The 14,619-nt window shown below is 35.4% G+C and carries 13 protein-coding genes; 7 read left to right on the top strand and 6 right to left on the bottom strand.

Annotated elements, in window-relative coordinates:
- Positions 1-57: 57 nt before the first annotated feature.
- Positions 58-594, bottom strand: coding sequence for a ComF family protein (locus M4I44_RS03640; RefSeq protein WP_371922992.1), 537 nt, complete (start codon positions 592-594; stop codon positions 58-60).
- 245 nt (positions 595-839) lie between these two features.
- Here M4I44_RS03640 and M4I44_RS03635 point away from each other — a divergent pair, with 245 nt between their 5' ends.
- The 5 genes from M4I44_RS03635 (at position 840) to M4I44_RS03615 (ending at position 6,714) form a co-directional block, all read left to right on the top strand.
- The gene (locus M4I44_RS03635; RefSeq protein ID WP_070906375.1) at positions 840-2,381 is read left to right on the top strand and encodes a glycine--tRNA ligase; all 1,542 of its coding nucleotides are present in this window, start codon (positions 840-842) and stop codon (positions 2,379-2,381) included.
- 261 nt (positions 2,382-2,642) lie between these two features.
- Positions 2,643-3,452 (top strand): LytTR family DNA-binding domain-containing protein, encoded by an 810-nt coding sequence (locus M4I44_RS03630; protein WP_017497393.1) that lies wholly within the window; start codon positions 2,643-2,645, stop codon positions 3,450-3,452.
- A gap of 175 nt (positions 3,453-3,627) precedes the next feature.
- Positions 3,628-3,873, top strand: a complete 246-nt coding sequence (locus M4I44_RS03625) for a hypothetical protein (RefSeq protein WP_017497394.1) — start codon at positions 3,628-3,630, stop codon at positions 3,871-3,873.
- 94 nt (positions 3,874-3,967) lie between these two features.
- Entirely contained in the window at positions 3,968-6,019 is a 2,052-nt protein-coding gene (locus tag M4I44_RS03620; RefSeq protein ID WP_017497395.1) for an ATP-binding protein, read from the top strand.
- Positions 6,016-6,714, top strand: a complete 699-nt coding sequence (locus M4I44_RS03615) for a response regulator transcription factor (RefSeq protein ID WP_017497396.1) — start codon at positions 6,016-6,018, stop codon at positions 6,712-6,714. The genes M4I44_RS03620 and M4I44_RS03615 overlap by 4 nt, the downstream gene beginning before the upstream one ends.
- 61 nt (positions 6,715-6,775) lie before the next feature.
- Here M4I44_RS03615 and thiL read toward each other — a convergent pair whose 3' ends face one another.
- Positions 6,776-7,822 carry a thiamine-phosphate kinase gene (thiL, locus tag M4I44_RS03610; RefSeq protein WP_017497397.1) on the bottom strand — a complete coding sequence of 349 codons (1,047 nt, stop codon included), beginning with the start codon at positions 7,820-7,822 and terminating at the stop codon, positions 6,776-6,778.
- Between the two features lie 395 nt (positions 7,823-8,217).
- Here thiL and M4I44_RS03605 point away from each other — a divergent pair, with 395 nt between their 5' ends.
- Positions 8,218-8,697, top strand: a complete 480-nt coding sequence (locus tag M4I44_RS03605; RefSeq protein WP_017497400.1) for a DinB family protein — start codon at positions 8,218-8,220, stop codon at positions 8,695-8,697.
- 50 nt (positions 8,698-8,747) lie between these two features.
- Entirely contained in the window at positions 8,748-9,248 is a 501-nt protein-coding gene (locus M4I44_RS03600) for a DinB family protein (RefSeq protein WP_017497401.1), read from the top strand.
- Positions 9,249-9,293: 45 nt separating this feature from the next.
- Here M4I44_RS03600 and M4I44_RS03595 read toward each other — a convergent pair whose 3' ends face one another.
- The 4 genes from M4I44_RS03595 to M4I44_RS03580 all read right to left on the bottom strand — a co-directional run bounded on the left by M4I44_RS03595 (position 9,294) and on the right by M4I44_RS03580 (position 14,558).
- Positions 9,294-10,250, bottom strand: coding sequence for a YafY family protein (locus M4I44_RS03595; protein WP_017497402.1), 957 nt, complete (start codon positions 10,248-10,250; stop codon positions 9,294-9,296).
- Positions 10,251-10,819: 569 nt separating this feature from the next.
- Positions 10,820-12,616, bottom strand: coding sequence for a translation elongation factor 4 (lepA, locus tag M4I44_RS03590; protein WP_017497407.1), 1,797 nt, complete (start codon positions 12,614-12,616; stop codon positions 10,820-10,822).
- Positions 12,617-12,886: 270 nt separating this feature from the next.
- Positions 12,887-13,561 carry a hypothetical protein gene (locus tag M4I44_RS03585; protein ID WP_249966536.1) on the bottom strand — a complete coding sequence of 225 codons (675 nt, stop codon included), beginning with the start codon at positions 13,559-13,561 and terminating at the stop codon, positions 12,887-12,889.
- 4 nt (positions 13,562-13,565) lie between these two features.
- Entirely contained in the window at positions 13,566-14,558 is a 993-nt protein-coding gene (locus tag M4I44_RS03580; RefSeq protein ID WP_249966535.1) for an alpha/beta fold hydrolase, read from the bottom strand.
- Positions 14,559-14,619: the final 61 nt, after the last annotated feature.

The following is a 14,619-nucleotide window of genomic DNA, read 5'->3' as shown; positions in this document are numbered from 1 at the left end:
AAATTTCAATAACTGCTGTTGTTGGAGTTTGGATTTTTTTTTGATTGGAATTTTATCTTATGAATTTGCCATTGCCATACAGACAATGCTGATTTTGGCACCTGGAATTTTTTGTAAAGCTCTGGAGCAAGCCTCAAGTGTAGCGCCCGTAGTCAATACATCGTCAACGATTAAAAAATGTTTGTTGTGATTTTCATTCGAAAATTTGGCGTCAAAGATGTTTTCGATGTTTTCAGATCTTCCTAAAAGATTTTTTTTAGATTGGGTTTTTGAATATTTTTTTCGGTACAATAAGCCCGGATCAAAAGGAATTGCCAGGTTTTTAGATAAAGTGGTGCCAAAAGTAGTAACCTGATTGTAGCCTCGTTTTTTTAGTTTTTTAGGATGCAATGGTACCGGAATGATTACATCAAAAGGAATTTTTAAACTTAATTTTTTTAAATCTTCAGCATACCAAATACCCAGAAAAGTCCCGATTTCTTCATGACCTTTGTATTTAAGATTATGGATGAGTTCCTGAACAATTCCTTTTTTGTTGAAATGTAAAAATGCCGATGCATGCTGGATGTCGATTCTTCCATAAAATTTCTTCACAGCCTCGTTTTTTGGGTTCAAATGATATTGAGTAAGAGGTAATTCGTGGCGACAACGAGTGCACAAAATAGTTTCACCACTAAGTAAAAGGGTGTGACATCCGACACAAACTTTAGGGAAAAAGAGGTTGATGAGATAATTAAACACAAATAGAAAGAATTTAGTTACAAAAATAACCAAATCATTGTTTCAAACTTTATTATTTTTCTTTTTTTTAAAAGTACTTTTTATATTTTTGCATCACTATGGCAAAACAAGAAGATTTATTTAAGAATGTGGTTTCGCACGCAAAAGAGTACGGATTTATTTTTCCGTCAAGCGAAGTATACGATGGATTAAGTGCAGTGTATGATTATGCACAAAATGGCGTCGAGTTAAAAAAGAATATTCGTGAATATTGGTGGAAATCAATGGTTCAGATGAATGAGAATATTGTCGGCTTAGATGCTGCAATATTAATGCACCCGACAACCTGGAAAGCTTCAGGCCACGTTGATGCATTTAATGACCCATTAATTGACAATAAAGATTCAAAGAAAAGATACAGAGCCGATGTTTTGGTAGAAGATTATGCAGAAAAACTTAATCTGAAAGCTAAAAAAGAAATTGAAAAAGCGAGTGCTCGTTTTGGAGATGCTTTTAATGAGCAGGAATTTGTTACGACAAATGCCCGTGTAATTGAATATCTGGCTAAAGAAAAAGAAATTAGAGAGCGTTTAGGACGTTCTTTAGGAAATGGAGATTTAGAAGACGTAAAAGCACTAATCGAAGAATTAGAAATTGCTGATCCTGAAACAGGTTCCAGAAATTGGACGGATGTGAAACAGTTCAATTTAATGTTCGGAACGAAGTTAGGAGCTTCTGCAGAGTCTGCAATGGATTTATATTTGCGTCCCGAAACGGCTCAGGGTATTTTTGTAAATTTCCTTAACGTACAAAAATCGGGTCGTATGAAAGTTCCTTTTGGAATTGCTCAAACGGGTAAAGCGTTTAGAAATGAAATTGTAGCAAGACAGTTTATTTTCCGTATGCGTGAATTTGAACAAATGGAAATGCAGTTTTTTGTACGTCCGGGTGAAGAAATGAAATGGTACGAACACTGGAAAACTACTCGTTTAAATTGGCATCTGTCTTTAGGCTTAGGAGAGCAAAACTATCGTTTTCATGATCATGAAAAGTTAGCACACTATGCTAATGCTGCTGCAGATATCGAGTTTAACTTCCCATTCGGATTTAAAGAATTAGAGGGAATTCACTCTCGTACAGATTTTGATTTAAAAGCGCACGAAGAATATTCAGGTAGAAAATTGCAATATTTTGATCCTGAGTTGAATGAAAACTACGTGCCATATGTAGTTGAAACTTCTGTAGGTTTAGATCGTATGTTCCTGGCTGTTTTTGCAACTTCATTGCAAGAAGAAGTTTTAGAAGACGGATCAACAAGAACTGTATTGAAATTGCCGGCTGTTTTAGCTCCAACAAAAGCTGCGGTATTGCCTTTGGTTAAAAAAGACGGATTACCTGAAATTTCGAAAAAAATCATCGAAGATTTAAAATGGGATTTCAACGTAGCGTACGATGAAAAAGATGCAGTAGGTCGTCGATACAGAAGACAGGATGCACTTGGAACACCATTTTGTATTACTGTAGATCATCAAACGATCGAAGACGAAACCGTAACTATTCGTCACAGAGATACAATGAAACAAGATCGCGTTAAAATCTCTGAATTAAAAGACATAATCGAGAACGAGGTTTCAATGAAAAACTGGTTGATGAAAATGTAATATTTATGACATTTATATATAAAAGCCCAAATTCCTTTAAGGAGTTTGGGTTTTTTTAATACCAAAAAGTGTATTTTGGCGATTATTTTTGCATTTCATCCTTTTGTGTTAACATTTGTTTGTAATATATCAACAATGAAATAGCAGAATAATTGAAATTTGTATTTTTAATTGCGAATAAATGGCGAAACAGGAGCCTTTCAAAAGGATCGATGAAATAAAAGTTTGTCGGGGGTTCATGAAAAATCAATAAAAATAAGATTGAAAAAGTATTCGTATATTATTATTGACGATGATGTGGAAAGTATTTTGAAAACCAGAACAATTGCAGAAGGTTTTTCAGAACTTACTTTTGCGGGATCGGCTGCGAATTATCAATCGGGATTGAATTTGGTTTTAGAGCATCGACCAAACCTTGTTTTGTTAGAAATAGATCCGAAAGACGGATCGAGTAATTTGTCACTTGCTTTTATAAATGAACTTCATCGGTTCTTGTCGCTTATTCCTAAGATCATAATCACAACAACAAAAAAAGAGCTTGCTTTTGAGGCGATTCAGCACGGTGTTTTTGATTATATTTTAAAGCCCGTTCTACGGATCGACTTGATGAAGACTATTCTGAAACTCGAAAAAGCATTTCCTACAGCTGATTCTGATGCTGTTGAGGAAGACAGTACACCATTGAGTGAATTGTTTGCTGAACCGGCAAAAAGTGCTGAGCAGCCCCTTGTATTATGTGTGAAATCCTATGGAGATTATCGCTACATCAATTCCAATGATATTAGTTACTTTCAGGCAGATAATAATTCGACCGATATTTATTTGAATTCAGGTGAGATGATAACTGCTTTTAAAACCTTAAAGCATTTTGAAGGCGTACTGTCGCATCCTTTCATTAGGATTCATAACAGTTACATCATCAATCAAAATTATATTGCAAGAATCCATAACGGGAACTCGACTTGTTATATCAGGAATTCCTCTAAAAAGATTCCCTTTTCAAAAACATATAAATCAAATGTTGACTTAATTATTGCTGATTTCGCTATAGGAAATTATTTAGAAGTGTAAAAATTATACAACTACATTGATTTGCCCCTCATTGACTATCAATTGGGTACGATCTACCATAAACCTTTTTTTTCCTGTTATTTTTTTTAAATGTGTTCTTAGTTTTACACCATGATTCGCGCATAGCGATGATTTTTAAAACTAAAAAAAACAAACATTTAATACCCCTCAGATCATGAAAAAGACAGCTTTAAAAATCGTATTATTTTCTACAGTAATGATAGCAACTTCGTTTGCAACTCCACAAAGAATTTCTCCATCAGATTCAATCGCTAAATTCTCTACGAATACTATTGATGACCAGTTTACAGGTCGTGGAAAAAGAAAACAGGATAACGTAAATACACTACATAATTTAAACCAATCTGAAGGATTTCGTCAGGACAGACAATCTGTAAGTGTTGTTAAGAAAATAGATTAAGTTAGTGCTTAATAAAATTGAAAGGCTGTCAAATTCTGACAGCCTTTTTTTATGTCTTTAGTTTTAGTATTTTTGGTAAAATTCAAAAAAGACATTGAAAAAAACTTTCTCTATATTACTTTTTTTATCTCTTATTCTATTGGGATGCACCGGCAAAACTCATTTAGATGAAGAAGAATCTACTCGAATTGATAGTCTCCCTACGTTTTTATCTCTGGCGAATGATGTTGATTTAGCGTATGATCTGAAACAAAAGTATAATAAGAAAGCATTTGCAATAATCATAAAGCAAAAAGACGATTCTGTCAATAAAGTCAATTTGTTTAAAATAGCCAATCGTTATTATAATATGAGCGATTGGAAATCCTACCTTCAAACGACCGAACTAATTCTGAAGAGATCAAAAGAGACTAAAGATTCTGCCAATATTGCCAAAGCTTATACTTACTTAGGCGACTATTATGTTTCAAAATCGGTTTCTGACAGTGCCTTTATGAATTTTTATCATGCCGAAAAATTATATTTAGCGATTAATGATCACTATAATCTGGCTAAAACTTATTTAAGTAAAGCTAGTCTGCAATACAACGAAGGAGATTTTTTTGAAAGCGAAATTGCCGTTTTTAAAGCATTACGCAGTTTAAAAGGTCAGAAGAATGCTAACGATCAGTTTTATGAATGTTATAACTTATTAGGGATTTTATACAATGATAAAGAAGAATATGGTAAGGCATTAAGTTTTCATAATAAGGCATTGCTAAATCTTAATGATAAATCTATTCCCCTGGAGCTTCAGTTAAAAGCTGCATCATTAAATAATATTGGTTTTGTTTACATCAATATGCGTAATTATGAGGATGCCAAAAGATTTTTTGAAAAAGGTCTGAAAGAGGAAAATTTATTTAAAGAAAATACCATTTTATACGCAATGCTACTGGATAATCTGGCATACTCTAAATTTAAATTAGAAGAGTTAGACGGTCTTTCGGATGATTTCTTCAGATCACTGAAAATAAGGGATAGTCTAGGATTAAAATCAGCGATTGTGTCCAGCAAGATTCATTTGTCTGAATATTATGCCTTTAAAAAGGATACTTTTAAAGCAATTCAGTTCTCCAGGCAGGCTTTGCTTTTATCCCGATCTACCAATAAACTCAATAATACGCTCCAGGTATTGAAACAAATTGCAATTGTTGACCCGAAAAATGCCTCAGCTTACTCTAAGGAATATATTAAGTTGAATGATAAAATGTTGAGAGCTGAACGTAATATGGGGGAAAAATTCTCCAGAATCGAATATGAAACCAATGAAATAAAAGATCAGAACTCCAGTTTGCAGGAGAAAAACAAAACCTTAATATACATCTTTAGTATTTGTACACTGATAGGCTTGTTTTTCTATGTGTATAAAACACAACAGGCAAGAAACAGAGAGCTGCTTTTTAAACAACAGCAGCAGGTTGCTAATGAAGATATCTATAATTTGATGATATCGCAGCAAAATGATATTGAGCAGACTCGTATTAAAGAAAAGAAAAAAGTTGCGCAGGATTTGCATGACGGGGTGTTGGGCAGAATGTTTGGTGTGAGGATCAGTCTTGATAGTTTAGATAAAGTAGATGAGGCTGAAGCAGCTCCCAAAAGAAAAAAATACCTGACAGAACTTAAGCATATTGAAGAAGATATTCGTGAGATTTCACATGATTTAAACCGCGAGAAATCAGAATTAATTAATAATTTTATTGCGATTTTAAACAAATTGTTTGAGGATCAGAGAAACACCTATGATTCCGCGTTAATCACTTCTTTTGATTCTAATATTAAATGGGAACTGGTTACAAATGCAGTAAAAATTAATTTATACAGAATTGTTCAGGAAGCCCTTCAGAATTGTAATAAGTATGCGAAGGCAAATATAATTTCGATAGATTTTAAAAGTGAAATAAACCATTTGATTTTGTCAATTTCTGATGACGGAATCGGGTTTAATACCAAAACAACAAGAAAAGGTATCGGTTTGCATAATATTCAATACAGAGCGACAGAATGTAAAGGTTTTGTTTTCTTAAAATCGGCCAAAGGAGAAGGAACTCTTCTGATAGTCAAAATCCCAATAGATCAAAAAATAAACCTACAGCATACATGACAATTGACCCCAACCCCCAAGCTTCTCAATTAATTAGAAAAAACATTTTAATTGTTGACGATCATCCCTTTATTATTGAAGGATATAAGAATGCGATAACACGTTATAATCCTAATAAGTATGAGTTTTTTATTTTGCAGGCCCACGACTGTAAATCAGGGTATGATTTAATCGAAGATGCTCAGACTCCTGAATTTGATGTTGCTTTTTTAGATATCAGCATGCCTCCATACGAAGAAAAGAATATTTTTTCGGGTGAAGATCTGGCGAAATTACTTCTGAAGAAAATGCCAAAATGCAAAATAATTCTGTTAACAATGTATACTGAATTACTGAAAATTAAAACAATCATCAGAACCATTAGCCCCAATGGTTTAATTATCAAAAATGATCTCACTTTTGATGAATTGCTTTTTGCATTTGATAAAGTAATGAAAAGTGATAAATATTACAGCCAGTCCGTTCAAAAGATACTCAATCAATCTGCTCATAATTCTATTGAAATTGATGAGTTTGACAAGCAAATTTTATTTCATTTGTCTAAAGGAACTTCTTTAGCCGACATGCCCCAATACATTCCAATTTCTGTTAATGAAATCGAAAAACGCAAAGCGGGTCTTAAAGAACTGCTTAAAGTGAGAAGCGGTTTTGATGAGGACCTGGTTAAAGAAGCGAAATGTAAAGGGCTTTTTTGAGTTTTCAGTCGCAGTTTTCAGTTCTTAGTCAGTATTTTACTGAAAACTGCGACTGAAAAAACTACTCCGTCAGAGCATCCCAGCCACGGGCCTTTAAAGCAATTTTTGTATTGGCACGTGTTACCAGATGAACTCCTTCGCTTTCATCAGCCATGTGGCCAATAATCGAGAAGTTAGGGTTGCCTTTTATCTTATCAAAATCATTAATGTCGATGGTAAACAGCAATTCATAATCTTCACCACCATTTATAGCCACTGTTGTACTATCGATATTGAATTCTTCACAGGTCGAGATAAACTGAGGGTCCAGAGGAAGCTTGTCCTCATATAAATTACAACCCACCTTCGATTGTTTGCAGAGGTGCATGATTTCAGAAGATAATCCGTCTGAAATATCAATCATCGCTGTTGGTTTAATTTCAAGTGCATGCAATAAGGTACGAACATCTTTTCGGGCCTCTGGTTTTAACTGGCGCTCGATCAAATAACTGTACATATCTAGATCCGGCTGGCTGTTAGGATTCACCTGAAAAACCTGTTTTTCACGCTCCAATACCTGCAATCCCATATAAGCAGCTCCAATATCTCCGGTAACAACAAGTAAGTCGGTTTTTTGAGCACCATTTCGATAAACAATTTCTTCTTCGTTAGCTTCACCAATTGCGGTGATGCTAATAATTAGTCCTTTTTGCGATGAGGTAGTATCGCCGCCAATAACATCTACTTTGTACTCTTTTGCAGCATGCGTAATACCTTCAAATAATTCTTCTAGGGCTTCTAGTGGGAAACGGTTAGAAACTGCCACAGAAACCGTTATTTGTGTTGGTTTTGCATTCATCGCACAAATGTCGGACAGGTTAACAACAACCGATTTGTAACCTAAATGTTTTAAAGGCATATACGCCAGATCAAAATGCACTCCCTCAATTAATAAATCGGTAGAGACCACTACTTTTTTGTCCTTAAAATCAAGAACAGCAGCATCATCGCCTATACTTTTCAGGGTAGATTCCTGAGTGACATCAAAATTTTTGGTTAAATGGTCAATTAGGCCAAACTCGCCTAATTGTGCTATACTGGTACGTTGCGGATTTTTATCTTCGATCATTTTCTTTTAAGTTCCAAAGTTTGTAAGGGGCAAAGGTACAAAGGTTTTGTTTAATTTTTTGGATTGTCGTCTGCATTACTTTTTCATTATGAAGAGCTTTACCGGAAAAATCGATTCCGTATATTTTCGATAGGATTCTTTCCTTCTTAAAATTAGATAAATTCAAAAGGGAAGAAACTACTTCATCTGTGTTTTTACTGAGTAAATTGGTTTGTTTATTTTTTAGTATTTGTTTATCAGTGTTTTACGGTGTGAAATTTGGACAAAATGTAATAAATTTGTGTGTTTTGCTATTGGAAAAGAAAATATTTTTAAAATTTTATTTTCCTGCTGACAAACTGTTGTCACCGACCCTCAATACTTTTGAAGTAAGAAATAATTAAAACTTTAAAACTATGAAAACATTAGCAGCCCAAGTAATTACTCCTGAAGATTTATTGATTCACTGGCAAGGACACCGTAAGCTTACACGTAATCTTATTGAAAAATTTCCGGAGAAAGATTTTTTTGAATTTTCAATTGGAGGAATGCGAACTTTCGCTCAGTTGACTGACGAACTTTTGGCTATCGCGGCTCCTGCATTAAAAGGAATCGTTAATAAAGAGATCAAACCTTATACCGAAGCATCTGAAAAATTGATCTTTAAAGCGCAGTATCTGGAAAAATGGGATGAAGCAACAGCCGAAATTAATGAATATTGGAAACAATTGTCGATCGAAGATTTTAGTGAGACCTTTAATCTGTTTGGGCAATACGAATTTCCTATAATTCAGAATGTATTGTATTTTATTGATAACGAAGTGCATCACCGCGGACAAGGTTATGTGTATTTAAGAGCTTTAAATATCGAGCCTCCTTTTTTCTGGGAAAGATAATTGTAACCGGAAGTATTTAATAAATTTTATTCTAATATAAATCTAACAGTATGAGTTTTAAAAAAATTATGACCAATTATGCCGCTTATAATTTATGGGTAAATCAACAATTTGTGAATTGGCTTTCGGCAAAAACCGATGAATTGCTGCATAAAGAAGTTCTTTCAAGCTATCCAAGCATTATTAAAACGCTAAATCATATTTGGGAAACCGAAGAATATTGGTTTTCAATAATAGCCGAAATTCCACAGCCGGAAAGAAGGGAAGCTGTTGATTTAAATAAGGATGAAATATTTGAAGGTTTATTGGATACCTCCACAAAATTAGCGGCATTTATCACATCATTATCAGACGAACAGTTATTGAAAACAATCAAAATTGAAAATCCATGGTTTCAGTGCGAACAGCCTGTAAGCGACTACTTGCTGCAGGTGGTGAATCACGGAACATACCACCGAGGACAGATTGTAACCATTGGAAGAAATGTTGGTATTACTGATGCTTCTAACACCGATTATAATTTTTACAATGTGGTAAAAGAGAAACACTAGATTTGAAAAACTCCTAAGGATGATATTTCACCTTTAGGAGTTTTTTTATAGCAGTCTTTTACGGTTGACTTCCAGTAATTCCAGTGTTTTGGCCTTGAGTATTTCAGGTTCCAGAATCGTAGCGTAATCTCCATACATCAGAAACCATCGCGGAAATGAGTTTTCGATATCGCGTGACATAAAAGTCATTTCTATTTTTCCGTCTACTTCTTTTTCTGAAATGAATCCGTGGTACTTTTTTTCGGTACCCAGATAACGGGCGATTTTCTTGTCAATTAAAATTCGGACTTTTGTTGTTGGACAAGTTTCTGTTTTCTTGATATAAGTTTCTAAAGCATCGTGTTCGATCGTAAAATCAGCATCTGTTTTTCGAATACCCTGAATTCTGTCTGCTCTAAACTGACGATAATCTTGTCGTAAATGGCAGTATCCTAAAAAATACCAATTGTTATTATCGTGAAAAACCCCCACAGGTTCTATATTTCTTTGCGTAGCCGTATCGGTTTCGTAGGTTTTGTACGAAAGTAAAAGCTGTTTTTTCTCTGCAATACCTTCAAACAGAAGTGCCAAAGTATTTGGTGAATTATCATTAAACATCGGTTCGGCAGTGTTCATTATAACCCGCGATTCGATATTGGAGAGCCAGTCTTTATCGGTGCTTTTTAAAACAGATTTTAGTTTATACATGGCCGATGCATAATGTGCTCCGAGAGAGGGATCGGTAAATTTTTGCATGAGTTTTTCGGCAGCTATAAAACTGCTTACTTCTTCACGGGTAAACATAACGGGAGGCAATCTGTAGCCATCCATCAAAGCATAACCAACTCCGGCTTCACTGTAAATAGGGACTCCTGAAGCTTCCAGCGTTCGAATGTCTCGATAGATTGTTCGTAAACTACAATCAAAACGATCAGCCAATTCCTGCGCTTTCACAATTTTTTTGGATTGTAATTGAATGAGGATGGCAATAATTCGGTCAAATCGTTTTGGAGTTTCGTCCATTTTTTCTAGGTTCAAAGGTTCAGAGGTTCAAAGTTACAAAGGTTTGATGTTTAAAGAAATAAAAAGCTGTTCCAAATTGAGACAGATTGCTTTTGTTTTGGCGTCTGCAATATAATGTTCTCATAAGGTTATTGTTGAAATATAAAATAATAGTTTGGTGGTCTTAAAAAGGTATTTCGTTCCGTTGGAGCAAAATATTTTGCCGCTTCTTCTAAAGTATACTATCTATTTTTAAAGAGTAATTCAAAAACTAGTGATTTTTTAAAATATCATATCGATCTGAAAGTCTTTCTGAGTTAGCTTTATTTTTAATGAGTATGTTAGGTTGAGTTAGGGTTAAAATTCTAGTTTAATCAGGTTCCAGCTATGGGGCTGAGCGAAGTCGAAGCCATTCTCGGTTCCATAAGCCTTCGACTCCGCTCAGGGTGACATCACCGTTGTCCGAAGTTTTGTTGACTTTGTTTTGTTTCGAATACGCCGATAAATATATTAAAACAAAAACCCAACAACTTTCGTCATTGGGTTAGTCTATATTCTTTGTTCTTTATTCTATTTTCTAAAATAAAAATCTAGTCGTTCAATTTCAAAACAGCCATAAACGCCTCTTGTGGAATCTCAACGTTTCCTACCTGACGCATACGTTTCTTACCTTTTTTCTGTTTTTCAAGAAGTTTACGCTTACGAGAGATATCTCCACCATAACATTTTGCGGTAACGTCTTTACGAAGTGCTTTAATCGTTTCACGAGCGATAATTTTAGCACCAATCGCTGCCTGAATCGGAATGTCGAATTGTTGTCTTGGGATCAGTTCACGCAATTTCTCGGTCATTTTTTTACCGATGTTGTAAGCGTTGTCTTCGTGAATCAAAGCAGAAAGTGCGTCAACCGTTTGAGCGTTCAAAAGAACATCCAGTTTTACCAGTTTTGAAGTTCTCATTCCAATAGGAGAGTAGTCAAAAGAAGCATACCCTTTCGAAACTGTTTTTAAACGATCGTAAAAATCGAATACAATTTCGGCCAATGGCATGTCAAAATTCAGCTCAACACGTTCTGTTGTCAAATACGTTTGATTGGTAATTTGACCACGTTTTTCGATACACAAACTCATTACGTTTCCAACGAAATCGGCTTTTGTAATGATGGTTGCTTTTATAAAAGGTTCTTCAACTCTGTCTAGTTTTGAAGGTTCAGGTAAATCTGATGGATTGTTTACAACTAATGGTGTTTCAGGATGTTTTTTGGTATACGCCAAATACGAAACGTTAGGTACAGTAGTGATAACCGTCATGTCGAATTCACGCTCTAAACGTTCCTGTATAATTTCCATGTGAAGCATTCCTAAGAATCCGCAACGGAAACCAAAGCCTAAAGCAGCAGAACTTTCGGGAGCAAAAACTAATGAAGCATCGTTCAATTGTAACTTCTCCATAGAAGAACGTAAATCTTCATAATCTTCTGTGTCTACAGGGTAAATTCCGGCGAAAACCATTGGTTTTACATCCTCGAAACCTGTAATCATATTCGTAGTTGGCACTTTTGCGTCGGTAATGGTGTCACCCACTTTTACTTCGCGTGCTTCTTTAATTCCTGAAATCAAATATCCAACATCTCCTGCAGAAACCACAGTTTTAGGAACCTGATTTAATTTTAAAGTTCCAATTTCATCAGCAAAATATTCATTGTCCGTAGCCATGAATTTAATTTTTTGCCCTTTTTTGATTTCTCCGTTTACTACTCTAAAGATAACTTCAATTCCACGGAACGGGTTGTAAACCGAGTCAAAAATCAATGCCTGTAATGGTTCGTCAGGATTTCCTTTTGGAGCTGGAATTTTTTCGATAATGGCTGCTAAAATATTCTCAACACCAAAACCGGTTTTTCCCGAAGCATGAATAATATCTTCTAATTTACATCCTAATAAATCAATAATATCGTCGCTAACCTCTTCAGGATTGGCACTAGGTAAATCTACCTTGTTCAAAACCGGAATAATCTCAAGATCATTCTCTAAAGCCAAATATAAGTTAGAAATAGTTTGTGCCTGGATACTTTGAGCTGCATCAACAATCAAAAGAGCACCTTCGCAGGCTGCAATAGATCGTGAAACTTCGTATGAAAAGTCGACGTGACCGGGAGTGTCAATTAAGTTTAAGATATATTCTTCTCCTTTGTAAGTGTATTCCATTTGAATGGCATGACTCTTAATGGTAATTCCACGCTCACGTTCCAGGTCCATGTTGTCAAGCAATTGTGCTTTTTCTTCACGAGCTGTAACGGTTTGTGTAGCGCCCAATAAGCGGTCTGCCAGTGTACTTTTACCGTGGTCAATGTGTGCAATAATGCAAAAGTTACGTATCTTCTTCATTTTAATATGTCAATTCTCTAAACGAGTTTAAGTAATTTCCGGGTCTAAATCTGCACTGTAGCAATTGCCTTAGAGCATGTTAATAAACCGCAAAGATAGCGCAAAGTTTTGGATTCTGGAATGTTGATCTTCGATAGTTGAATACGGAATTTTAAAATAGTTTTTAAAATGTTAAAATACGCTGTGATTTTCTTTAAAAAGAGAGGAGAAATAAAACCCGACAGGTTTCAAAAAACTGTCGGGTTTGGTGTAGCAAAACAATTAACTAAATCATTCTAACTTTAAATTATAACCCAGTTGAAAGTATAGTGGAATCAGTGGTTCTGTTTTAAAATCTTGCGTAATTACTTTTCCCAGTCGTAAAGTAAGGTCACTTCGGCGAAAGGAATATCCGGCTTGTATGCCATAGTTGAAATTGCCTCCGGTTGACGGTTCATACCAACCATTTTTTACATCGGAGTAGATTTCTTTATAAATTGCCGAATTTTTAAAATGAGTAGCAATCGCTTTGTCAAAACCAAATTCTCCAGCGGCAAACCATTTTGGTTTGTAATAGCCAATAATCGCAGTTGCATCGGCGCCAAAGTTTTGTAAGGTGACTAACGGATTTTCGTATCGGCGATAAATTCCGTGAATGGCGGCATTAAAACGGAAATGATTTATTTGGTGAAGATTAATTTGTCCGCCAATTTTACTTTTAAAATCATCCAATACTGTTTCGCCTGATGGTAAGGAAAAAGATGCTTCGACTACAATTGGCAGTTTCGTTTTGAGATGGTAACCGTAAGCAAGTCCGTAGACAAAACTATGTTCCCAGCCGGCATTTATATTTAGAATGTGTTTTTGATTCTCTTTAAGATTTTCCCAGTTTAAGGTTTGAGAGTAGGTTTTGCCTATGAAAATAGAGAAGATAAAGATGCTGATTAATAATATTGTTTTCATCATGGGATTATTTTAGATCGTTTAAATAGTTCAGTACAAAAGGATGCACATTTTCCCATTTGAAGTAGATCATCTCGTGTCCGGTACCTTTTACTTCGGCTATGGCGGTACTAGGAAAAAAGGCAGCTTCTTTTTGGGCGAAGGATAAACCATAGGACTGATTTAATTCACCATATAAAAACAGGACTTTCGTTTTGTACTGACTTAGATTTGTAGTAAAATCAAAACCTTCATTTTCGGCAATGTCGGCTAAACTTTCTAAAACGGTTGTTCCGATTCGCCAAAATGGGGATGGTCCTGAAATACCTTCCTTGTTGCCTTTCGCATAAGAGAAACCCGAAGAAACTCCCAGTTTATAGTCCAGAATTTCGTGCTGGTTTTCTTTTCCTGTTAAAAATTGATCGATATACAATAAATTGCTGGTGGCCTCAGAGAATAATTTTATTTTACGGCTCATTTCTCCGTAATCGTCTAATAGTTTTTTGTTTAGCCCGCCCGGTTCCGCCAGAATAACCCCATTGATGGCCGTTGGGTATTGGTTGACATAAGCCGCGGCGAGCATAGCGCCCCAGGAATGTCCGAAAAGAAATATCTTTTGTGTGGGTGTTTTACGGTAATATTTTATGATTTCAGAGAGATCGTCGATCATCAATTGAATGGAGTACGTATTTTTGTCATGTCTTTTGGATAATCCGGAGCCTCTTTGGTCGTAAAAAATCACATAATAACCTTCGTCGGCGAGTTGTTTTACATTCAGACCATTTCTGTAATCGGATCCGGGACCACCATGCAGGAAAACGAGCATTGGGTTGTTGGGATTTCCGAAAGCCTCGGAGTGCAGCTGCGTTCCGTTTACAAAAATAGAAGCGATAGAGGCATCCTGATCGACAGTTTTGGGAACTAAATTTCCAAGCCCCTGAATGTCATTTTCATTTTCGCATCCAATAAAAAAGAAAATTGAAACAGCGATTACGGCTGAGTAAAGTACTTTGGTTTTCATTGCATAAATTGGTTTAAATTTCTGCAAAGATGCGCTGTGGTGCTATGCTGGTCGCCCCAAC

This window comes from Flavobacterium sp. B183, from assembly GCF_023539155.1.
GTDB lineage: Bacteria > Bacteroidota > Bacteroidia > Flavobacteriales > Flavobacteriaceae > Flavobacterium > Flavobacterium tructae.
Note: the sequence above shows the minus strand (reverse complement) of the source record. Positions and strands in the feature narration are given on the sequence as shown.